This window comes from Streptomyces sp. CRN 30 (assembly GCF_034105845.1).
Window position 1 is genome coordinate 1 of record NZ_JAVRHI010000170.1, and the last position, 20,788, is coordinate 20,788.

Genomic DNA, 20,788 nt, shown 5'->3' on the forward strand with positions numbered 1-20,788 from the left:
CAGGTCCTCACGGGAGGCGAAGCGCCGGTAGACGGTGCGCCGGTCCACTCCCGCCTCGGTGGCGATGCTCGCGATGCTCGCGCCGGGGTCGGCGGCGAGCATGCGCGCCCCCGTGGTCAGAACGGCTTCCAGGTTGCGTGCGGCGTCGGCTCTCATGGGCCAAGAGTACCGCCGGAGAGGCAAGTTATTCACTTCTCTCTACGTCTATGTGCATCTAGTCGAGACAAGTGCTACATTGAAGTAGCAGTTAACGAGGAAGCAGTGCAGCGAGAAACTGGAGAAAGCGCATGATCACCTACGACCGGCTCTTCATCGGCGGTTCCTGGGTCGAGCCCAGCGACCCGGAGCTGCTCGACATCACCTCCCCCCACGACCGCTCGGTGATCGCCCGCGCCGCCCAGGCACAGCCCGCCGACATCGACCGCGCCGTCGCCGCCGCCCGCGAGTCCTTCGACGAGGGCACCTGGCGGCTCACCCCGCCCGCCGAGCGGATCGCGCTGCTGCGCCGCTTCAACGCGCTGCGCGAGGAGAACGCGGAGAAGATCGCCGCTCTGATCACCCTGGAGAACGGCTCGGCCGGCTGGTTCACCCGCGCCGGACAGCCGGGTCTCACCCGGCAGGCCAACGCCTATCTGAAGGCCGCCGAGGAGTTCGGCTGGGAGGAGACGTTCGTCCCGTCCGACCCGGCCTCCCCGGTGCGCAGCGTGGTGCGCCGCGAGGCGGTCGGCGTGGTCGCCGCCGTCATCCCGTGGAACTCGCCGTTCTCCTCTGCCACCTCGAAGATCATCCCGGCGCTGGTGGCCGGAAACTCCGTGGTCCTGAAGGTCTCCCCGGAGAACTCCCCGAGCATGGGTTTCCTCGCCGAGCTGCTGGAGCGGGTGGGGCTGCCCGAGGGCGTCATCAGCGTCGTCCCCGCCGACCGGGAGACCAGCGAGTACCTGGTCAGGCACCCCGACGTCGACAAGATCGCCTTCACCGGCTCGACCCGCGCCGGGCGCCGCATCGCCTCGCTCGCGGGTGAGCAGCTCAAGCGGGTCAGTCTGGAGCTGGGCGGCAAGTCCGCCGCGATCATCCTGCCCGACGCTGACATCGCCAAGGCCGTCACGGGCGTCAAGTTCGGCTCGCTGCTCAACAACGCCGAGTCCTGCATCGCGCAGACCCGCATCCTCGCCCCGCGCAGCCGCTACGAGGAGGTCGTCGCCGGACTGAAGGAGCTGATCGAGTCGCTGAAGGTCGGCGACCCGAACGACCCCGACACCTTCATCGGCCCGATGATCCGCCCCGACCAGCAGGAACGGGTGATCAGCTACATCAAGCTCGGCATCGAGGAGGGCGCCCGCCTGGTCACCGGCGGCCCGGAGATCCCCGAGGGCCTGGAGAAGGGCAACTACGTCACGCCTACCCTCTTCGCCGACGTCGACAACTCCATGCGGATCGCCCAGGAGGAGATCTTCGGCCCGGTGCTGGTCGTCATCGCCTACGACGACGAGGACGACGCCGTCCGCATCGCCAACGACTCCGAGTACGGCCTCTCCGGCGGCGTCTGGTCCGCCGACGAGGAGCACGCCCTCGCCGTCGCCTGCCGCGTCCGCACCGGCACCATCACCGTCAACGGCGCCTCGGTCGCCTTCGACGGCCCGTTCGGCGGCTTCAAGGCCAGCGGCATCGGCCGCGAGTACGGCTCGGTCGGCCTCGGCACGTACACCGAGTACAAGACGATCACCGTCTGACCGCGCGGACGCGCCGGAAAACGCCGACGGCGGCAGGTGGACCCGACCACCTGCCGCCGGCGCGGCGTTCTCGGCCGTTACCGGCCGTACTCGGCTGTGCCCAGCCGTGCTGATCTCGCTCAGAGGACGGCGTTGTCGGCGGCGCCGGGGAAGTCGGTGCTGAACGCCCGGTCCCGGCCGGCCTCGAACTCCGCGCGGAGCTGGTCGAGCTTGACGCCGATACGCCGCTGGGCGTCACTGCCCAGGACGACCCAGTGCGGCAGCTCCGGCGCGGTCACGGCCTGGCGGATCGCCTCGGCGGCACGCTCCGGGTCGCCGGGGAACATCTCCGGGGTGAGGTTTCCCATCATCGCGCGGAACGCCCCGGCCGTGGCGGCGTAGTCCTCGATGGCCTCGCCGGACGCCTTCGTCCGGTTCTCGATGCCGGTACGGAACGAACCCGGCTGGATGATCATCGCGTGCAGGCCGATCGGCTCGATCTCCTGCCACAGCGACTCGGTGAAGCCCTCCAGCGCGAACTTGCTGGCGGAGTAGTAGCCGTTGGCCGGGAGGCTGGCCAGGCCGTCCATGGAGGAGACGTTGACGACGATGCCGCTGCGCCGCGTCCGCATGCCGGGCAGCACGGCCCGGGTCAGCTCGACGGCGCCGAAGAAGTTGACCTCGAACAGCCGGCGGTAGTCGCTCTCCTCCTGCTCCTCCAGGGCGCCGACGAAGTCGATCGCGGCGTTGTTGACCAGGATGTCGATCGCGCCGAACCGCTCCTCGGCGGCGCGCACGGCGGCCTCGCGGTCGGCGGGGACGGTCACGTCGAGCTTGACCGCCAGCGCCGTCTCCGGGTAGCGGGAGGCCAGTTCGGTGGTGGCCGCGGTCGAACTGGCGGTCGCGACCACCCGGTCGCCGTGGGCCAGGACGTGTTCGGCGAGCGCCTTGCCCAGGCCGCTGGAGGCGCCGGTGATGAGCCAGGTCTTGGAGGACATGTGTGAATTCCCTTCCGGGTTGGAACGAGTCGGGTGTGTGTGCGGTGTGTGTGCTTATGCCGGGAAGTCGGCCGCAGCGCTGGCCGCCGCCCACGTACGGGTCTCGACGGCCCGTACCTCGCCCGCTTCGAGCGCGGCGGTGACGGCCGCGGCGCCCAGCAGCAGCCGGCGCGGCGGGTCGTCGTCGGCGACCACGTCGATGAGGACCTGGGCCGCGCGGACCGGGTCGCCGGGCTGGACGCCGTTGTTCTCGGCCCGGTAGGTGTTCATGGCGCCGACGGTCGCCTCGTAGTCGGGGCCGACCGCGTGCAGTTCCATCGAGGAGCCCTGCCAGTCGGTGCGGAAGGCGCCCGGTTCGACGATGACGACCCGGACACCGAACGGGGCGACCTCGTTGGCCAGCACCTCCGAGAAGCCCTCCACGGCGAACTTCGCGCTCTGGTAGGCGCCCATGCCGGGGGTGCCGCCGACCCGGCCGCCGAGCGAGGAGAACTGTACGAACGTCCCCCGACCGCTGCTCGCGCAGTACGGGCAGGGCGGCCCGGGTGACGTTGACGACGCCGAAGAAGTTCGCCTCGAACTGGGCGCGGAAGTCGTCCTCCGCCATCTCCTCGATGGGCGCGCTGTTGGCGTAGCCGGCGTTGTTCACCACCACGTCCAGGGAGCCGAAGACGTCGACGGCCGACCGGACGGCGCTCCTCGCCGCGGCGGCGTCGGTGACGTCGAGGGCGACCGGGAGCACCCGGTCGCCGTGGCGGGTGACGAGGTCCGTGAGCTGCTCCGGGCGCCGGGCCGTCGCGACCAGCCGGTCACCGGCCGCCAGGACCGCTTCCGCGAGGGCACGCCCGAAACCTCGGGACGCGCCGGTGATCAACCATGCGCGAGACATACTGTGTCCTTTGCCGAAAACCAGGATGAACAGAGCAAGGTGCCGCATAGCGGCGGCTGTCTCCCACTGTCGACGTGTGCACGGCGTGCGGCGTCCGTCGTTTGACTGCCAGTCGTCCGGGCGGTGGCGGACGCGGGCCCGGGAAATACGTCATCGGACCGACAGCCATTGCGGAGCAGGCAGGCGTCTCCCGGGCGACGTTCTACGCGCACTTCCACGGCAAGGCGGAGGTCCTCGTCCACCTCGCCGACGAGCTGCGGAAGTCACTGCCGGCGCCGGCCCGGCAGTGGGAGCCGGGCACCGGGGATGACGGGCTCGGCCGGCTGACCCGGTTCCTCACGGACGTGATCTCCCTGCACCGCGCCCACCGGGGCGCGCTCGGACCAGGCCATTGCCCAGCACATCGCGGCCGACGACGGCAGCGGCGACGCGGCCCTCGCCCGGGAAATCGCCGCGATCTGGTGGTACGGCGCCTACCGACGGCCCCGTTCACCGGCGGCGGCGACAAAACGTGAACGTCCTGGGGCCTGCGACTCGTAGGGGGAGTAGGGGACACATCCGCTGCCGCCCGCCGCACCGCCTCGAAACCCTGAGATGCCCACACGTACCACACGCACACGTGCCCGGAGCGCGACCACCGGTCCGCTCCGCGCCGCCGTCCTCGCCGCCCTCCTCACGGCCGGCTGCGCCACCGCCGACGATCCTCACCCCGCCGGGGTACTGGACCCCGGCGGACCGGGTGACGGTGAATTCCCTGACCGGCGCGGAGGGCGTGGCCACCCGCGCCGACGGCACCGTCCTCACTCGCGGGCCTGGCAGCATCCCGGTGTCGGTCCGGGCGCACGGCTTCCACCATGTCGGGGACCCGGACGTCGTGGACGGCCACGTCTTCGACGCCTACCAGGGCCCGGAACCGGGCTCGGCGAAGATGTTCCTGGTCACCCGGTCGGACGGGAAGCGTCTGGAGTACCGGCACGAGCTGGACGCGGGGGAGCTGTACAACAACTCCCTCGCCACCGTCTCACCCGACCACCAGTGGCTGGTCTCCGGCGAGTTCGGCGTCCAGCGGCGGTTGCAGGTCTTTCCCGCGCCGCTGCTGAACGAGTCCACTCCCGCCACCGGCGGCGCGCTGCCGCAGGCCGGGCAGATCACCCTCGACCGCCCGGTCGAGGACGTCCAGTCCTGCGACTTCTTCTCCGCCCGGCGCCTGGTGTGCGACGCCGGCCAGGGCCGGGTCTTCCAGGTCGACCTGGACCGCGCGGTCGACGGCGAACCCGGCGCGGGAAAGGTGACCGATGTACTGAATCTGCCGAAGATCAGCAAGTGCTCGGGCGCCTACGAGGCCGAGGGCCTCGACTACGACACGAAGACGAAGACGCTACGCGCCTCCATGCTCTCCCCGGGCCTGTGCAAAGGGGCGACGGTGATCTTCTCTTACCACTGGACGAGGAAGTGACCCATATGAGAGACACGGTGATGTCCACCGGCACCGAGGCGCACGGCAGCGCTCCGGCCCCCCTGTCGGTGCTCGACCTGTCGGTGGTGGGGGAACGCGCAGGCGCCGTCGAGGCACTGACGCAGACCGTCGCCCTGGCGCAGGAGGCCGAGCGCCTGGGATACCGGCGGCTGTGGGTCGCTGAGCACCACAGCTACCCGGCGTCGGCGAGCCCCGCCCCGGCGGTGCTGCTCGCCCATCTCGCCGCGGTGACCCGCCGGATCAGACTCGGGTCGGGAGGGGTCATGCTGATCAACCACGCGCCCCTGGTGATCGTCGAGCAGTTCGGCGTGCTCGACACCCTGTACCCCGGGCGTATCGACCTCGGGGTGGGCCGTGCCCCGGGCGGTCTGCCCACGGTCGCCCAGGCGCTGCGCCGGCCCTCCGACGATCCGGGCCCGGACGCGTTCGAAGCCCAGATGGAGGAGGTGCTGGGCTTCCTCGGCGCCGGCCCCGGCTTCCCCGCCGGCCACCCCTATCGCCGTGACCAGGTGCACGTGGTGCCCGCCGCGACCGGCCTGCCGGTGTGGATGCTCGGGTCGGGAACGACGGGAGCGAGGGTGGCCGCACGGCTCGGCCTGCCGTTCGTGGCGGCGCACCACATCAACGCGGCGCAGGTGTCCCGGGCCATCGAGGTCTACCGCGAGGAATTCCGCCCCTCGGCGACGCTGTCCGAGCCGTACCTGATGGTCTCGGCCAACGTCGTGTGCGCCGGGACGGAGGCCGAGGCCCTCGCCCATGCCCGGTCGCGTCCGCTGATGCTGACTCTCGCCCGGCAGGGCAAGCTGACCACGCTGCCCTCGCCCGAGACGGCGGCGGCCTACCCGTACACGGACGAGGAACGGCAGGTCGCCGAAGAGTTGCTGGCGTCCGGCGTGCACGGCACACCGGACCAGGTGCGGGCCGGTCTGACGGAACTGCGGGAGAGCACCGGTGCCGACGAACTGATGCTCGTTTCGATGATCCACGACTTCCCGGCCCGGCTGCGCTCCCTCACGCTGGTGGCGGAGGAGTTCGCCCTCGACTGCGGGTCCGGCGACTGACGAAGAGCGACCGACGAGGGGCGGCTGATGGAGGGCGGCTGACGAGGGGCGGCTGATGGAGGGCGGCTGACGCGAGACCGTCCTCACCTCGCAGCGGTGGCCCGGCCGGGGACGCTCGTCCCCGGCCGGGCCACCACCGTCAGTGCTCCGGCCGGACAGGTCAGGCGGAAACCACCCGGTAGCTCAGCGCCGGGGCCGGAAGGTCCGACTGCGCCAGGGAGCCGCTGGCCCACGCCGAGCCGGTGCAGCCGGCGCCGGTGTACACGACGACGGAGGCCGACCCGTTGACGACCTGGACCGACTTGGCCGACTGGGACAGGGTGTGGCAGGTGCCGAAGTCACCGAGGTCGACCTCGGTGACGGTACCCGTACCGCCGGTGCCCGAGTAGAGGTACGCGCCCTCTTGCAGCGGAGGCCAGTCGGCGGCGCTCGCCGTCCCGGCGCCGACGCCGATCAGGACCACGGCAACGGTCGCGGCGGCGGCAGCGGTACGGAGTTTCGCCTTGGGGGAGAACATACGACCCACCCTCTCTGGTGTGTGCCGACGCCGGGAAGACATCGGCACGACTGGTTCGATCGTGTGTGGCCGGCCGAAGAAGATCTTTGCACCTTCAACCATGCAAGGGAAGGGTGAAACCGGTCACGGGACATACGTGTCAAGCCGACGCGGGCACACCCCACTTCTGCTGCGCCGAGCCACCGCAGGTCCAGATCTGTAGCTTCGTGCCGTTGGCCGAGCTGGCGTCGGTGGCGTCCAGGCAGCGGCCGGACAAGGTGTTGACCAGGCTGTTGTCCGCGCCCGGCGTCCACTTCTGCCCGTTGCTCCCGTCGCACACCTGGACCGTGACCGCCGTACCGCTGGCCGTGGCGTTGTTGGCGACGCCCAGGCAGTCGCCGAGCACCTGCACGCTCCCGTCGGCCGCGACCGACCAGTCCTGCGAGACACCCGTACCGCAGGTGTTCAACTGGACTGCCGTACCGGCGGCGTTGGTCGAGCCGGACCCGCCCAGGTCGACGCACTTGCCGCCGAGCCCCGTGACATGACCGGTCGGCACCCCGGCGGGCAGCTGCCAGCGCTGGTTGTCGGACCAGGCACAGGCCCAGATCTGCAACGGGGTGCCGTTGGCGGAGCTGGGGCCGGTGGCGTCCAGGCAGGTGCCCGATTTCCCGGAGACCAGGCCGCGCTTGGCGGACCAGCTCCACTGCTGGGCGGTGGCGGAGGCGTCGCAGTCGGCCAGCACCGCCCGGGTGCCGTCGGCGGTCCCGCCGGCCTTCAGGGCCATGCACTTGCCGAGCACCCGCACCGTGCCGTCGGCGGCGACCGTCCACTGCTGAGAGGACCCCGTACCGCAGGTGTTGAGCTGCACCTGCGTACCGGCGGCGCTGGTCGAGCCCGATCCGGCGAGGTCGGCGCACTTGCCGCCGTAGCCGGAGATCCGGCCGACCGGGTCCCGCTGCTCCTGTACGGGCAGCTCCCACACCTTGCCGTCGGTCACCGGGCCACAGTTCCAGAGCCACAGCACGGCACAGGCCTCGGCGACGGTGTCCTTGACGTCGAGGCAGCGGCCGGACAGGTCGTTGACGACACCGCCGTCGGCGCCCACGTGCCACTGCTGCGCGGCCGAACCGTCGCAGATCTGGAGGACCAGCGGCGTGCCGTTGTCGCCGGTGCCACCGCCCTCGGGGGTCATGCAGCGCGAGTCGAACACCCGCAGCGTGCCGTCCGAGGCGACCTTCCACTGCTGGGAGTCGGCCGAGGAGCAGTCGTCCAGGACGAGCGCGGTGCCCGGCGCCTGGCTGTCCCCGTCGCTGTCGGCGCACATGCCGCCGATACCGGTGAGGTGGCCCTGCGGACCGGCGGGCGTGGTGGGCAGCGTGAACCGCTGCCCGGTGGTGGCAGCGGCGCAGGCGGCGGTCACCAGGGCCGTTCCGGCGGCGGTCGAGGAGCCCTTGACCTCCGCGCACAGGGCGGACGCCTGGTTGGTCAGGGTGCCGTCCGAACCGGCCTTCCACTGCTGGGCGGTGGAGCCGTCGCAGGCCGCCAGCACCAGGGCGGTACCGGAGGCGCCGCTCTTCCCGGCGGGCTGTACGCACTTGCCCTGCACCCACAGGGAACCGTCCCGGCCCGCGATCCACACCTGCGAGGCGCCGCCGTCACACGCGGCCGTCCGCACCGCCGTACCGTTGGCGAGGCCCGAGGCGTGCGTCACACACGTGCCGCCGACCGCGCCGAGCGTCCCGACCGGACCGGCCGGGGCGGGGGAGGCGGGGAAGTCCAGGCCGATCCGCGTCTTGTACAGGTGCCTGGGCAGTTCGGCCGCCGTGCCACTGATCTTCTCGAAGGGGAGGGAGCTGACGGGTGTGGACTGCCGCTGGATGAGGTAGTCGTGCCCGGCCTTGGCGGGGAGGGTGAACTGCGCCGCAGTGGAGTACGCCACGACCGTCGAGCCGTCCGCCGCGTCCACGACGCCCACCGACTGGCCGGGCCACGGGTTGCGGGTGGTGAAGTCCGCGGTCGAACCGGCCTCCAGCGCCGCGCTGACCGGGACGCCGCCCCGGGTCTGCACGTCCACCTTCGCGTTGTCGTGCACGGTCACCGTGGCGTCCACGTCCCAGTCGGCGGGGACGGCCGGGGCGATCCGCAGCACGTCGTCGTAGTCCTGCACCAGCGCCTCGTTCAGCGCGGCGGCGACCACACCGGTGGTCTCGCTGTACGGCTCACGGCCGGTCAGCACGTTGTTGTTGCTGGTCAGACCGGAGGGGTAGAGCTGGTTGGTGACGTTGTACAGCAGCCCCGCCTTCACCGCCTCCGCGTCGCCCAGACGGGCCGCCTGGAGCGCGTCGAAGCTCCAGTTGGCGTCGTTGGGCCAGCGGCGGTTGTCAAAGGTGCGCGCCGCCAGGTCGTGCAGGGTGCCGGTGTCGCCGATCAGGCCGTAGGGCCAGACCGGCTCCAGGTCCAGGTTCTCCGAGTTGTGCGTCTCGGCCGCCGGTTCGGCGGAGAGCGCGAACACGTCGTCGCCGGCGGCGTCGTCGGACGGCGCGAGCACCTTCGTGTGGGTCGCGGCGTCCGTGCGCGGCAGTGCCGGGAGTTTCGCCAGCGCGGCCGTGAGCTGCGCCTGGAGGTCGGTGTCCGTGCCGAGCTTCTTCGCCGCCGAGGTCACCACCGGGAACAGCGCCTGCATCGCGGCGATGTCCGTGACCGGGTCCTTCACATCCCACTGCGTCTCGTGCGCGTTGCCCTGCGTGTGCAGCAGACCGTCGGAGCCGGTCGTCGCGTACGACAGCAGGAACTGGGCGGCGGACTTCATCAGCGGATAGCTGTCGCGCAGGAACGCCTCGTCCCCGGTGGTGCGGTACTGCTGCCACAGCGCGAGGGACACCTCGGGGCCGGTGGAGACGGTCTGCGCGTTGTAGTTCTTGATGCCGGCCCGGCAGGAGGCGTTGTCGAGGCCGCCGTCGAAGTAGCCGTTGCCGTTGAAGCGCATCGTCTCGGGGACACAGGCGCCGGTGTGGCCGGGCATGTGGTCCTCCGTCCACGCCTCGATGTTCGCGAGGTTGGAGGTGTACAGGTCGTAGAACGGGGTGTTCAGGTCGGAGACACCGGAGGTGAGGTTGGCGGCGGCCTGCATGCGCAGGTTCCACCACCAGTAGCTCTCCGGGGACCAGTCGTGCTCGTCGCGGGTGAAGGAGAAGAGGTCCGCGACACCGGCCTGGGTGCCGGGCAGCGAGCCCCGGTTGCTGGCCGCCGACTGGTACAGGAAGACCGTACGCAGGTTCTCGACGTACGGGCCGGTGCCGTCTGCCGACTCGATCCGCATCGTGCCGGCCCGGTCCCAGAACTCGTGCCACCAGGCGAGGTGCGCGGTTTTCAGCGCGGCGGCGGAGGCGCTGGCGTCGCTGCCGAGGTAGGACGTCGCGGTCGGGCCCGCGTCGCCGCCACTCCAGTGGGGTGCGGCGACGACGACCCGGAAGGAGCCGTCGGCGGCGGGGTTGAAGGAGACGCGCACGCTGTCGTCGTCCGTCACCGAGGAGGTGACGTTCCGGCCGCCCGCCGTGATCCCGAGGAGGGTGCCGAAGGTGTCGCCGGAGCCGCCGCCCCCGTCGTCCTTCCAGGTCTCGGCGAGGGTGGCGACCGCGCCGGAGGCGGCCGCGGAGGGCGAACGGCCGTCCCACAGGTCGCCGTCGACGCTCTGGGCGCTGTCCGGGTCGGCGCCGGTGACGTCGACGACGAGTTCGTCGCGGTCGGCGCGGGTGTAGATCAAGGCCGTCATGCCACCGCCGGACTCGGTGAGCACGCCGTCGTGGACGTCGAGGCGGGCGGAGAAGTCGTCGGCCTCGGTGATCTTCTTCAGGCCCGGCATGCTGACGCGGCCCGGGGACTTGCGGTCGGGAAAGGTGTCGCCCCGGTTGAGCTGGGCGGTGAGGCCGTCAGCGGCCCAGACGGCCGCGCCCAGGGTGCCGTTGCCGAGCGGCATCGACTCGGTGGGGTCGGTGTTCGGGCGGCCGAGGACGACGTCGGAGCGGTGGACGACGGCGGAGCGGTCCACCTGGAAGGCGCGTTCTGCCAGGCCGTCGTCGCTGCTGTCGCTGCGGCGGTCGTCGCAGTGGTGGTGTCCGTCTGGGCGGCGAGTGCGACCGGCCCGAGGGAGAGGGCGGTGATCACGGCACCGGCCATGAGTACGCCACCCGTCGTGGGTCTGTGTCTGTTCATGGGTTTCGTATGTCTGGTCACACCGCGATGACGTGGACGGGACGATGCGAGGTTCACCGGGGCTCGCCCGATGGCCGATACGTGTGCCGCCTTGACAGATGTGTCCCACACGGCAACCATCGTCACCTGTCAAGCAGGTGATGATGTGTGGGAGAGGACGCGACATGAGCAACGGACGTACCGAGGGCGCCGAGCGCACCGGGTGGGGACCGGGACCGCTGTACCGGGTGCGCACCGGCGAACTGGAGATCGCCTACCACGTCACCGGTCCGGCCGGCGGCACGCCGGTGATGCTGCTGCACGGCTGGCCCTTCAGCCCCGTCGGCTCCTATGCCGAGGTCGTCACGGTGCTCGCCGCGCGCGGTTACCGCTGCTACGTCCCCTATCTGCGCGGTCACGGGCAGACCCGCTTTCTCCGGGCCGATATCGTCCGGTCCGGTGAGCAGGCCGCACTCGGCGCGGACCTGATCGCCTTCATGGACGCGCTGCGTATCCCCCGCGCCCTGTTCGCCGGGTACGACTGGGGCGGCCGGGCCGCCGACGTGGCCGCCGCGCTCTGGCCGGACCGCTGTACCGGCCTGGTCTCGGTCAACGGCTACCTGATCCAGAACCTCGCCACCGCCCAGAACCCGCTGGCGCCCTCGCTGGAGGAGGGCTTCTGGTACTTCTTCTACTTCTCCACCGAGCGCGGCCGCGAGGGGCTCCGGCGCGACCGGGAGGGGCTGGCCCGGGAGGTCTGGCGGCGGAACTCGCCCCAATGGGACTTCACCGAGGCCGAGTTCGCCGAGACCGCCGCGCTGTGGCGGAACCCCGACTACGTCGACGTCGTCGTCCACAGCTACCGGCACCGCCTGGGCCTCGCCCCCGGCGCACCCCGGTACGCGGCCCTGGAGCGCAGGCTGCTGGACCAGCCGAAGATCACCGTGCCCGCCGTCACGCTGGACGGCGGCGCCGACGGCGTGACCCCGGCGACCGACGGCAGCGGCTACGCCCCGCACTTCTCCGGCCCTTGGGCGCACCACGTCGTCCCGGGCGCCGGGCACAACCTCCCGCAGGAGCGGCCGGGCGCCTTCGCCGACGCGGTGTCGGAGGCCGACTCCATGGGTCGTCACCGCCTTGACAGGTGACGCGCGGAGGGGCGGGCTGTTCCCATGAACAGGAACGTGAACGAGGACAGGGAACTCACCACACTCACCCTCCAGGACGCCGACGCCGCGGTACGGCACGCACGTTTCGGCAAGCTCCCCGAGCGCGTCCGCTACGAGGACATGACGGCGGAAGTGGAAGCCGTGCCCGGCGGCGGAGGAAACACCTACAACCCCGAGAACTCCTGGAAGTTCTACTCGTGTGTAGCCCTCGACCTGGGCCTGTAACCTTCCCGCTCGCCCCCTCCCCCTGACGGCACACCCCGGAAGACAGACACCCCTCTGATGACAGATCCGCACGACCCGTCCCGGCTGTTCGGGCGGACCGAGGACCTGAGCTTCGTACGGTCCCGGCTGAGCCGTGCCTCCGGCGCGGCGCTCCTGCTGTCCGGGGAGGCCGGGGCCGGCAAGACCGCCCTCCTCGACGCGGTGTCGGCACACCTCGCAAGGGACGGCGTCCGCGTCCTGCGGGCGAGCGGCGCGCAGTTCGAGACGGACATCGGCTACGCCGGGCTCAACCAACTGCTACTGCCGCTGCTGGACTCCTTCGACCTGCTGGACCCCGCCCACCGTGACGCCCTGCGCGTCGCGGTGGGCGTCGGCGGGGGTCTGCCGCCCGGCCGCCTCCTCACCTCCACCGCCGTCCTGCTGCTGCTGCGCCGCACCGCCGAGCAGACCCCGCTGTGCCTCGTAGTCGACGACCTGCCGTGGCTCGACCGGGCCACCGCCGCCGTCCTCGGTTTCGTGGTACGCCGCCTGGCCGGCTCCCGCGTCGGCTTCCTCGCCGCCGCCCGCACCGGGACCGACAGTTTCTTCGACACCGGCGCGTTGACCGAGCACCGGCTGCGCCCGCTGGACGACACCGACGCGATCGCGCTCCTCGCCCGCGCCCACCCCGCCATGGCCCCCTCGGTACGGCGGCGCATCGTCTCCGAGGCCGGCGGCAACCCGCTGGCCCTGGTGGAACTCCCGGCCGCGCTCGACGGCGACCAGCGCGCGGCCCGCGCCCCCGTCCCCGCTGTCCTGCCCCTCGGCGAACGGCTCCAGGCGCTGTTCGCCGCCCGCGTGGCCGCGCTGCCCGCGCCGAGCCGGGACGTGCTGCTGCTCGCGGCGCTCGACGGCACCGGCGACCTCGCCACCGTCGAGGCGGCGGCCGGACGGCCCGTACTGGACGACCTCGGGCCCGCCGAACGCGACCGGCTGGTCCGGGTCACGGCATTCCCCCGGCACCTCGCCTTCACGCATCCGCTGATCGGCGCCGCCGTGGTGGCGGAGGTCACCGCGGCCGACCGCCGCCGGGCGCACCACGCCCTCGCCGACGTCCCCACGAGCCGGCCGGAACACCGCGCCCGGCACCTCGGAGAGGCGACGGCCCGCCCCGACGAGGCGGTCGCGGCCCGCCTGGAGGAGGCCGCGCGGCTGCGCCTGGCACGGGGCGACGCCCTCGGCGCGGTCGCCGCGCTCACCCGGGCCGCCGAACTCAGCCCGCGCCCCGCCGACGTGAGCCGCCGTCTGGCCGAGGCCGCCTACGTCGGCGCCGACTCCGGCGGCGACCTGACCGCCGCCTCCCGGCTGCTGGCCGGCGCACGGCGGGCCGATCCCGGCGGACGACGCTCGCTGCACGCGGCGGCGGCCTCCGCCTTCCTGCTGCTCAACGGCGAGGGCGACATCGACACCGCGCACCGGCTGCTGGTCGGCGCCATCGAGTCCGGCGACCACGGCTACGAGGCGTCCGACGAGGCCCTCGTGGACGCCCTGTTCACCCTGACCATGCTCTGCTGGTACGGCGGACAGCCGCGCCTGTGGCAGCCGCTGCTGCGCGCCCTGGACCGGCTGACCCTCGCCCCGCCCGATCTGCTGTGGGTGTGCGTCCAGACCTTCGGCGACCCCGCCCTCACCGGCCCCGGCGCCCTGCCCCGCCTTGAGCGGCTGCTGGCCGACGTCGGCTCCGATCCGACCCGTACCGTCCGCGTCGGCACCTGCTCGCTCTACCCCGACCGGCTCACCGACTCGCGCGCCGCGTCGTACCGGCTGGTGGCGGAGGGCCGCGCGGGCACCATGCCGGTCCGCCGCCACATCGCCGCCCTCATCCACCTCGCCATGGACCACTACCACTCGGGCGGCTGGGACGAGGCCACCGGCCTCGCCGACGAGGGGCTGGCCCTGTGCGCGGAACACGGACACCACTACTTCGCCGGCAAGTTCCGCTACGTAGGGGCCCTCGTCGCCGCCGCCCGGGGCGACGCGGAGACCGCCACCGCACTGGCCGACGACATCGCCCGCTGGGCGGCCCCCCGGGGCGCCCACGGCATCCGCGCCCTCGCCGACCACGCCCGGGGCCTGGCCGCCCTCGGCCAGGGCGACGCCGAAGCCGCCTGGCGCCACGCCAACGACCTCACCGCGCCCGGCGCCCTCGCCCCCTACCGGCCGCAGGCCCTGGCGGGCACCCTGGACCTGGTGGAGGCCGCCGTCCGCACCGGACGGCACGCCGAGGCCGCCGCCCACGCGCGGGCCGTCCGCAACAGCGCCATGGCCGACCTGTCGCCCAGACTGCGCCTCCTTGCCCTGGCCTGCGAAGCACTGATCGTCCCCGGTGAGGCCGCCCTCCCCCTCTTCGAGCGGGCCCTCGCCGCCGACCCCGGGCACTGGCCCTTCGAGACCGCCCGGGTTCTCCTCCTGTACGGGGAACGACTGCGCCGCCTGCGCATGGCGAAGGAGGCCCGGGACCACCTTGACGCGGCCCTGGCGACGTTCGAGGCACTGGACGCCCGCCCCTGGGCCGCCCGCGCCCGCACCGGCCCCGCGGAGGCCACGGTCACAGGCGGCCCGGCGCTGACGGCACAGGAACGGCAGATCGCCGTACTCGCCGCGTCTGGCCTGACCAACAAGCAGATCGCGGAACGGCTGTTCCTGTCCCCCCGCACCATCGGCAGCCACCTGTACCAGCTCTACCGCAAGCTCGGCATCAGCTCCCGCACCGCGCTGCGCGACGCCCTCAACGCCCTCGACCCGGAGAACGCCCCCCGCTGAGGGCGACGGCGGACCTCAGCCCTCCCGTACCAGATGCACGGCGGCGCTCGCCCAGTCCTGCCCCGGCAGCTCCAGCCGCAGCCCGTACGCCGCGAGCACCCCGGCACTGTGCACGGTCCCGGTGGCCGCGTCCCGATACCGCGCCCCCGGCGTCAGCCCGCCCAGCCGCACCGGCGCGTCCGGCACCCGGGGGCCGCCGCCCGGCCCCTGCCGCAGCGCCAGCACCAGCGTCTCGCCGCCGTCCCCGGCGACGTACTGCACCACCACCGGACCTTCGCCCTCCGGTCCCGCCGGCCGGTACAGCTCCCCGTGCTGCACCAGATGCCGCACCCGCTTGTAGCCGGCGATCAGCTCCGCCGCCTCCGCCAGTTGCTCCTCCGACCAGCGGTTCAGGTCGCCGCCGATGCCCAGCAGTCCGGCCATGGCGGAGTGGAACCGGTACCGCAGCGGCACCGTGCGCCCAGTGAACTGGTTCGGTACGTCGGTGACCCACGCCGACATCACCCGGGCCGGCAGCACCTGCCCGAAGCCGCGCTGGATGGAGAGCCGGTCCACGGCGTCGGTGTTGTCCGACGTCCACGCCTGGTCGGTACGGCGCAGGACGCCCAGGTCGGCGCGGCCCCCGCCGCCGCTGCACGCCTCGATCCGCAAGGAGGGGTGGTCGGCGCGCAGCCGGTCCAGGACGCCGTACAGGTTGTGGACGTAGCCGGTCCACAGGCGGTCGTGGCCGCCGGGGCGGTCCGGCCACCCCGCCTCGCTGAACGCGCGGTTCATGTCCCACTTGAGGAAGTCCACGCCCGCCTCCGCGACCAGCCGGGTCAGCCAGCCGTACGCCCAGTCGGCGACGTCCTCGCGGGCGAAGTTCAGCACCAGCTGGTTGCGCAGCTCGCTGCGGGCGCGGCCGGGGATGTGCAGCACCCAGTCGGGGTGCGCGCGGTACAGGTCGCTGTCGGGGTTGACCATCTCCGGTTCCACCCACACGCCGAACCGCATCCCGAGCTTGCGCACCGTCTCGGAGAGCGGGGCCAGGCCGTGCGGGAAGCGGTCGGGCGTCGGCGTCCAGTCGCCGAGGCCGGCCCGGTCGTCGCGGCGGGCGCCGAACCAGCCGTCGTCCACCACGTACAGCTCCACGCCGAGCGCGGCGGCCCGCTCGGCCAGCCGCCGCTGGCTCGCCTCGTCGACGTCGAAACCGGTCGCCTCCCAGGAGTTGTAGAGGACGGGGGCGGTCTCCCGGCCGTGCGGCAGGACGTGGGTGCGGGTGTACGTGTGCCAGCCCCGGCTCGCCGCGCCGAACCCGCCCTCGGTGAACAGGCCCGCGAAGACGGGGGAGGTGAACTCCTCGCCGGGGGCCAGCGGCACCGACGTGCCCTCGTGGCCGGCGCCGCCCGTCACGCCCGCCCGGCCGTCGTGGGTGCGCTGCACGGTGAGCCGCCAACTGCCGCTCCAGGCCAGCGCGGTGGACCACACCCGGCCCTGCTCCTCGCCCGCCGTGCCGTCGTCCAGCATCACCCAGGGCCCGGCGTGGTGGCTGGTGATGCCGCGCCGGCTGGTCAGCACCGTCTCGCCGTGCGGGAGGGGCTCGCGGCGCAGCCGGGACTCGGCCGCCCACCGCCCGGTGACATGGCTGACCCGGTAGCCGTCCAGCGCGGGCAGCGACCAGGCGGCGGAGTCGGCGCGCAGCAGGTCGAGAGGCTCGTCGCCGGCATTGCGCAGGACCGTACGGCGCTCGATGACGTCGGTGTCGTCGCGGACGGTGTAGTGCAGGGCCACGTGCAGCGGGTGGAGCCGGTCGCGGAACTCCAGCACCAACTCGGCCGTGCCCGGCGCGGGTTCCAGGACGCGGTGGCCGGTGGGCTGCCACTCGAAGGCGCGGGAGCCGTCCGCGTACCGCACCTGGAGGGAGGGCGGCCCGTACCGCGTACCGCCGTCGACCGGGAGTTCCTCGCCGACCGGGTCCCGGCCCTCGAAGCTGCTCACCTCGCCCTCGGGGTCGGGCACGACCAGCTCCCCGGCCTCCGCCAGGGAGATGCGGGGGCCCCACGCCACGTGCCGGGGGGCGCCCGTCGCGTGGACGCGCAGGACGTAGGAGGTGCGCGGGGTCGACAGCAGCCAGAGCCCGGAGTCGGGGGCGTGGGAGATCATCGGCATCACCTCGGGGTTCGCGGGGACGACGGAACCGCAGAGTGCGGAAACCTGCGATCAACAGCCAGCACCCCGCGTACACGGGTCATTTGAAAGCAAGATCGGCCCTCAGGTCAACCAACAGACCAATCCTGTTTCTTTCATTGACAGCGGAAAATAAGCCCCCTAGGTTCCCCGCCATGTCCGCACCGTCCCTGCCGCCGCCCGCCGAGACCTTCCCGGCCCAGGCGCCGGCCGCCGCGCAGATCTTCGTCATGGCCCTGACCCAGGGCCCGCTCACCCGGCTGGAACTGGCCCGCCGCGCCGGGCTGTCCCCGGCCGCCGTCACCAAGGCCGTACGGCCTCTCATCGAGGCCGGCTACCTGGTGGAGAGCGCCGACGAGGAGGCCCGCCCCGCGCTGGGCCGGCCTGCCGGACTGATCGGCGTCAACGGCGGCCGGGCTCTGTTCATCGGCGTCAAGGTCACCGGCGCCGAGGCCATCGGCGTCCTCACCGACCTGTACTGCCGGGTACTGGTCGCCCGGCGGCTGCCGCTGACCGACCGCGCCCCGCAGACGGTGCTGGCCACCCTCGCCGCGCTGACGCAGGAACTGCTCGCCGAGGCCGACGGTCTCGGGGTGGCCGTGGTGGGCGCGGGCGTCGCCGTCTCCGGGGACGTGGACCGCGCCGAGGGCATGGTGCGGTACTCGCCGTTCCTGGAGTGGCGCGACGTGCCGCTCACCGAACTCGCCGCGCTGACCACCGGGCTGCCGGTCACCGTCGACAACGATGTCCGGGCCCTGACCGTCGCCGAGCAGTGGTTCGGCGCGGGCGCGGGCCTGTCCGACTTCGCCCTCGTCACCGTCGGCGCCGGCATCGGCTGCGGCCTCGTCGTGCACGGCCGGGTGGTCGCCGGGGCGCACGGCGTGGCCGGCGAGATCGGGCACGTCACCGTCGACCCGGCGGGCCCGCTGTGCCACTGCGGCAACCGGGGCTGCGTGGAGGCCGTCGCGGGGGACGCCGCCATCGTGGAACGGGTGCGGGCCGCCACCGGCACGCCGGTCGCCGACGCCGCCGAGGCCGCCGCGCTGGCCCACCGGGGGGTGGCCGCCGCGCAGGAGGCGTACGCCAGGGCCGGGGAGGCGATCGGCCGGGGCATCGCCACCGTCGCCAACCTGCTCGGCCCCGAACGCGTGATCATCTCCGGGGAAGGGCTGGCCGCCTACGACCTGTTCGCGGAGGCGATCCGCGACTCCTTCGCGGCGGCGGCGTTCGGCTCCGCCGCCCAGTGCGACGTACGGACCCGTCCGCTGCCCTTCGAGGAGTGGGCGCGCGGCGCCGCCGCCACCGCCATCCAGTCCTACATCGCCCCGGCCCGGGGCGGCCCGGGACCGCACCAGTGAGCGCCCCGGGACGGTCCGAGCCCACACCAGCGAACTCAGGAGCCACCATGACGCAAGCGAGCCGCCCCACCCCGGCTGCTCCCGGCCCCGGCCGCAGATCCGTCGTCGGCGGCCTGCTGGGCCTGACCGGCGCCGCCGTGGCCGCGCCCCTCCTCACCGCCTGCGGCGGCGGCCCGGCGGCCGACCCGAAGACGGTCACCTTCGGCTCCAACGGCGCCGACACCGCGCCCAAGGCCGCCTACGCCGGCGTCACCACGTCCTTCACCCGGGACTCCGGCCTGAAGGTGGCGACCAACACCGTCGACCACGACACCTTCCAGAAGAGCATCACCAGCTACCTCCAGGGCACCCCGGACGACGTCTTCACCTGGTTCGCCGGGTACCGCATGCAGTACTTCGCGAAGAAGGGCCTCGCGAGCCCCGTCGACGAGGTGTGGGAGACGATAGGCGCCGGCTTCAGCGACGCCACCAAGCAGCTCTCGCGCGGCGAGGACGGCAAGTACTACTTCGTGCCGCTGTACAACTACCCGTGGGCGGTGTTCTACCGCAAGAGCCTCTTCGCCGAGCGCGGCTACGAGGCCCCGCGCACTTGGGACGAGTTCATCGCCCTCGCCAAGCGGATGCGGGGGGACGGCCTGGACCCGGTCGCCTCCGGCTACGGCGGCGGCGACGCCTGGTCGGTGCTCGGCGCCTTCGACTGGCGGCACACCGGCTACATCATGATCCTGTACCTGGCCGGCCTGAAGAGCTTCGACCCGGCCCTGAAGGAGGCCGCCGCCCTCGACGGCGCGAGCGGCCGCCAGACCTTCTTCCGGATCACCCTGCCCGCCCTGAAACCGGTCAACGTCATCATCGTCGTCGTCACGGTGATGGAGTCGCTGCGCGCCTTCGACATCGTCTACGTCCTCGGCGGCGGCACCGGCAGCAAACCCGGCATGGAACTGCTCTCCCTGCTCATCACCGACAACATCGTCGGCGAGTCCGGGCACATCGGCTACGGCTCGGCGCTCGCCGTGCTCCTGCTGCTGGTCTCGCTGGCCGCGATCGGGGCGTTCCTCGTGCAGACCTTCCGCAAGGAGGACGCGTGACGCTTTCCCAAGGAGGACGCGTGACGACCACCGCGCCGCGACCCGCGACCCGGACCCGTTCCCCTCGTCCGCCCGCCCCCACGCCCCGTCCCCGCCGCGACACCGGCCGCCACATCCTCCTCGCCACCGTCCCGATCGCCTGGCTCGTCCCGCTCCTGTGGGCCGTCTACACCTCCCTGCGCCCCTACGACGACACCGCCCGGCACGGCTACTTCTCCTGGCCGCGCTCGCTGAGCCTCGCCAACTTCACCGACGCCTGGTCCCAGTCGGGCATGCCGCACTTCTTCTTCAACTCGCTGCTCATCACCGTCCCCGCCGTCCTCGGCGCCCTGCTCTTCTCGGCGGCCGTCGCCTTCTTCGTCACCCGCTTCGACTTCCGCCTCAACCTCGCCCTGCTGATGCTGTTCACCGCGGGCAACCTGCTCCCCGCCCAGGTGCTCATCACCCCGCTGTACCGCCTCTACCTGCTGGTGCCGCTGCCGTGGTGGATGAGCGACAGCCTGCTGCTGTACAACTCCGCCTGGGGCATCATCGCCATCCACATCGCCTACCAGTGCGGCTTCTGCACCTTCGTCCTCAGCAACTACATGAAGACGATCCCCAAGGAGATCACCGAGGCCGCCCTCGTCGACGGCGCCCCCGTGTGGCGGCAGTTCCTCCAGATCGTCCTGCCGCTGTGCCGCCCGGCCTTCGCCGCGCTGGCCACCCTCGAATCGATCTGGATCTACAACGACTTCTTCTGGCCGCTCACCCTCATCGAGACCGGCGACAAGCGGCCCGTCACCTCCGCCCTGGCCAACCTCCAGGGCGCCTACTTCACCAACCCCAACCTGATCGCGGCCGGCGCCCTGATGACCGCGATCCCGACGCTGCTGGTGTACTTCGCCCTCCAGCGGCAGTTCATCAGCGGACTCACCCTCGGCTCGGGCAAGGGCTGAGCCGCCCCCGCCCCCACCTTCAGGAGGTACGGCCCATGCGGTCATCCTCGTACTCCCGCCTGCCCGCACGCGCCCTGAGCTTGTTACTTAACCTCTGGGCTCGAACAGGGCGTCGTACACCGTCACTCACCTGGGGATTCGCCGGACAGGCGGACGGCCTTCGCATGATCCTGCGTTCCGCCAAGGAATCAGAGTCATACGAAGGCCGCAGAGGTGAG

At 72.4% G+C, this 20,788-nt stretch carries 15 protein-coding genes and 1 pseudogene; 10 read left to right on the forward strand and 6 right to left on the reverse strand.

Annotated features, from left to right (window positions below; all coding sequences use genetic code 11):
* The coding region (locus tag UW392_RS17190) for a TetR family transcriptional regulator (RefSeq protein WP_320775906.1) at nucleotides 1-156 on the reverse strand (156 nt) is incomplete at its 3' end.
* A gap of 131 nt (nucleotides 157-287) precedes the next feature.
* Between UW392_RS17190 and UW392_RS17195 the strand changes: the two genes are divergently transcribed.
* Nucleotides 288-1,730 carry an aldehyde dehydrogenase gene (locus UW392_RS17195; protein WP_320775892.1) on the forward strand — a complete coding sequence of 481 codons (1,443 nt, stop codon included), beginning with the start codon at nucleotides 288-290 and terminating at the stop codon, nucleotides 1,728-1,730.
* A gap of 119 nt (nucleotides 1,731-1,849) precedes the next feature.
* On the opposite strand, the gene UW392_RS17200 is transcribed toward UW392_RS17195, so the two are convergent.
* Together UW392_RS17200 and UW392_RS17205 are read right to left on the reverse strand one after the other, a co-directional pair.
* Nucleotides 1,850-2,707, reverse strand: a complete 858-nt coding sequence (locus UW392_RS17200; RefSeq protein WP_320775893.1) for an SDR family NAD(P)-dependent oxidoreductase — start codon at nucleotides 2,705-2,707, stop codon at nucleotides 1,850-1,852.
* Between the two features lie 54 nt (nucleotides 2,708-2,761).
* Nucleotides 2,762-3,596 (reverse strand): annotated as a pseudogene (locus UW392_RS17205) (oxidoreductase).
* A 74-nt stretch (nucleotides 3,597-3,670) separates the two neighbouring features.
* Here UW392_RS17205 and UW392_RS17210 point away from each other — a divergent pair.
* The 3 genes from UW392_RS17210 (at nucleotide 3,671) to UW392_RS17220 (ending at nucleotide 6,134) form a co-directional block, all read left to right on the forward strand.
* On the forward strand, nucleotides 3,671-4,111 hold the full coding sequence (locus UW392_RS17210) for a TetR/AcrR family transcriptional regulator (protein ID WP_320775894.1): 441 nt from the start codon (nucleotides 3,671-3,673) through the stop codon (nucleotides 4,109-4,111).
* A gap of 230 nt (nucleotides 4,112-4,341) precedes the next feature.
* A complete protein-coding gene (locus UW392_RS17215; RefSeq protein WP_320775895.1) occupies nucleotides 4,342-5,052 on the forward strand; it encodes a hypothetical protein in 711 nt (236 codons plus the stop codon).
* 5 nt (nucleotides 5,053-5,057) lie between these two features.
* Nucleotides 5,058-6,134: an LLM class flavin-dependent oxidoreductase gene (locus UW392_RS17220; protein ID WP_320775896.1), complete on the forward strand. Its 1,077-nt coding sequence runs from the start codon at nucleotides 5,058-5,060 to the stop codon at nucleotides 6,132-6,134.
* A 160-nt stretch (nucleotides 6,135-6,294) separates the two neighbouring features.
* Here the strand turns inward: UW392_RS17220 and UW392_RS17225 are convergent, their stop codons facing one another.
* Together UW392_RS17225 and UW392_RS17230 are read right to left on the reverse strand one after the other, a co-directional pair.
* Nucleotides 6,295-6,651 (reverse strand): peptidase inhibitor family I36 protein, encoded by a 357-nt coding sequence (locus UW392_RS17225; protein WP_320775897.1) that lies wholly within the window; start codon nucleotides 6,649-6,651, stop codon nucleotides 6,295-6,297.
* A gap of 139 nt (nucleotides 6,652-6,790) precedes the next feature.
* Entirely contained in the window at nucleotides 6,791-10,681 is a 3,891-nt protein-coding gene (locus UW392_RS17230) for an RICIN domain-containing protein (RefSeq protein ID WP_320775898.1), read from the reverse strand.
* A 328-nt stretch (nucleotides 10,682-11,009) separates the two neighbouring features.
* Here UW392_RS17230 and UW392_RS17235 point away from each other — a divergent pair, with 328 nt between their 5' ends.
* Genes UW392_RS17235 through UW392_RS17245 form a run of 3 tightly spaced genes read left to right on the forward strand, consistent with a single transcriptional unit; the run spans nucleotide 11,010 to nucleotide 15,020 of the window.
* Nucleotides 11,010-11,972, forward strand: coding sequence for an alpha/beta hydrolase (locus UW392_RS17235; RefSeq protein WP_320775899.1), 963 nt, complete (start codon nucleotides 11,010-11,012; stop codon nucleotides 11,970-11,972).
* A gap of 24 nt (nucleotides 11,973-11,996) precedes the next feature.
* Nucleotides 11,997-12,218, forward strand: a complete 222-nt coding sequence (locus UW392_RS17240; RefSeq protein WP_320775900.1) for a hypothetical protein — start codon at nucleotides 11,997-11,999, stop codon at nucleotides 12,216-12,218.
* A 57-nt stretch (nucleotides 12,219-12,275) separates the two neighbouring features.
* Nucleotides 12,276-15,020 carry a helix-turn-helix transcriptional regulator gene (locus UW392_RS17245; protein WP_320775901.1) on the forward strand — a complete coding sequence of 915 codons (2,745 nt, stop codon included), beginning with the start codon at nucleotides 12,276-12,278 and terminating at the stop codon, nucleotides 15,018-15,020.
* A 15-nt stretch (nucleotides 15,021-15,035) separates the two neighbouring features.
* On the opposite strand, the gene UW392_RS17250 is transcribed toward UW392_RS17245, so the two are convergent.
* Nucleotides 15,036-17,168, reverse strand: a complete 2,133-nt coding sequence (locus UW392_RS17250; RefSeq protein ID WP_320775902.1) for an alpha-galactosidase — start codon at nucleotides 17,166-17,168, stop codon at nucleotides 15,036-15,038.
* 173 nt (nucleotides 17,169-17,341) lie between these two features.
* Here UW392_RS17250 and UW392_RS17255 point away from each other — a divergent pair, with 173 nt between their 5' ends.
* The 3 genes from UW392_RS17255 to UW392_RS17265 are packed head-to-tail and all read left to right on the forward strand — an operon-like array spanning nucleotide 17,342 to nucleotide 20,570.
* Nucleotides 17,342-18,544, forward strand: a complete 1,203-nt coding sequence (locus UW392_RS17255; protein WP_320775903.1) for an ROK family transcriptional regulator — start codon at nucleotides 17,342-17,344, stop codon at nucleotides 18,542-18,544.
* A gap of 47 nt (nucleotides 18,545-18,591) precedes the next feature.
* The gene (locus UW392_RS17260; protein ID WP_320775904.1) at nucleotides 18,592-19,632 is read left to right on the forward strand and encodes an extracellular solute-binding protein; all 1,041 of its coding nucleotides are present in this window, start codon (nucleotides 18,592-18,594) and stop codon (nucleotides 19,630-19,632) included.
* A gap of 20 nt (nucleotides 19,633-19,652) precedes the next feature.
* On the forward strand, nucleotides 19,653-20,570 hold the full coding sequence (locus UW392_RS17265; RefSeq protein ID WP_320775905.1) for a carbohydrate ABC transporter permease: 918 nt from the start codon (nucleotides 19,653-19,655) through the stop codon (nucleotides 20,568-20,570).
* Nucleotides 20,571-20,788: the final 218 nt, after the last annotated feature.

Coding starts and splice junctions, on each gene's coding strand:
- UW392_RS17195 (WP_320775892.1), top strand. CDS start 288: ATGATCACCTACGACCGGCTCTTCATCGGCGGTTCCTGGGTCGAGCCC.
- UW392_RS17200 (WP_320775893.1), bottom strand. CDS start 2,707: ATGTCCTCCAAGACCTGGCTCATCACCGGCGCCTCCAGCGGCCTGGGC.
- UW392_RS17220 (WP_320775896.1), top strand. CDS start 5,058: ATGAGAGACACGGTGATGTCCACCGGCACCGAGGCGCACGGCAGCGCT.
- UW392_RS17225 (WP_320775897.1), bottom strand. CDS start 6,651: ATGTTCTCCCCCAAGGCGAAACTCCGTACCGCTGCCGCCGCCGCGACC.
- UW392_RS17235 (WP_320775899.1), top strand. CDS start 11,010: ATGAGCAACGGACGTACCGAGGGCGCCGAGCGCACCGGGTGGGGACCG.
- UW392_RS17240 (WP_320775900.1), top strand. CDS start 11,997: ATGAACAGGAACGTGAACGAGGACAGGGAACTCACCACACTCACCCTC.
- UW392_RS17245 (WP_320775901.1), top strand. CDS start 12,276: ATGACAGATCCGCACGACCCGTCCCGGCTGTTCGGGCGGACCGAGGAC.
- UW392_RS17250 (WP_320775902.1), bottom strand. CDS start 17,168: ATGCCGATGATCTCCCACGCCCCCGACTCCGGGCTCTGGCTGCTGTCG.
- UW392_RS17255 (WP_320775903.1), top strand. CDS start 17,342: ATGTCCGCACCGTCCCTGCCGCCGCCCGCCGAGACCTTCCCGGCCCAG.
- UW392_RS17260 (WP_320775904.1), top strand. CDS start 18,592: ATGACGCAAGCGAGCCGCCCCACCCCGGCTGCTCCCGGCCCCGGCCGC.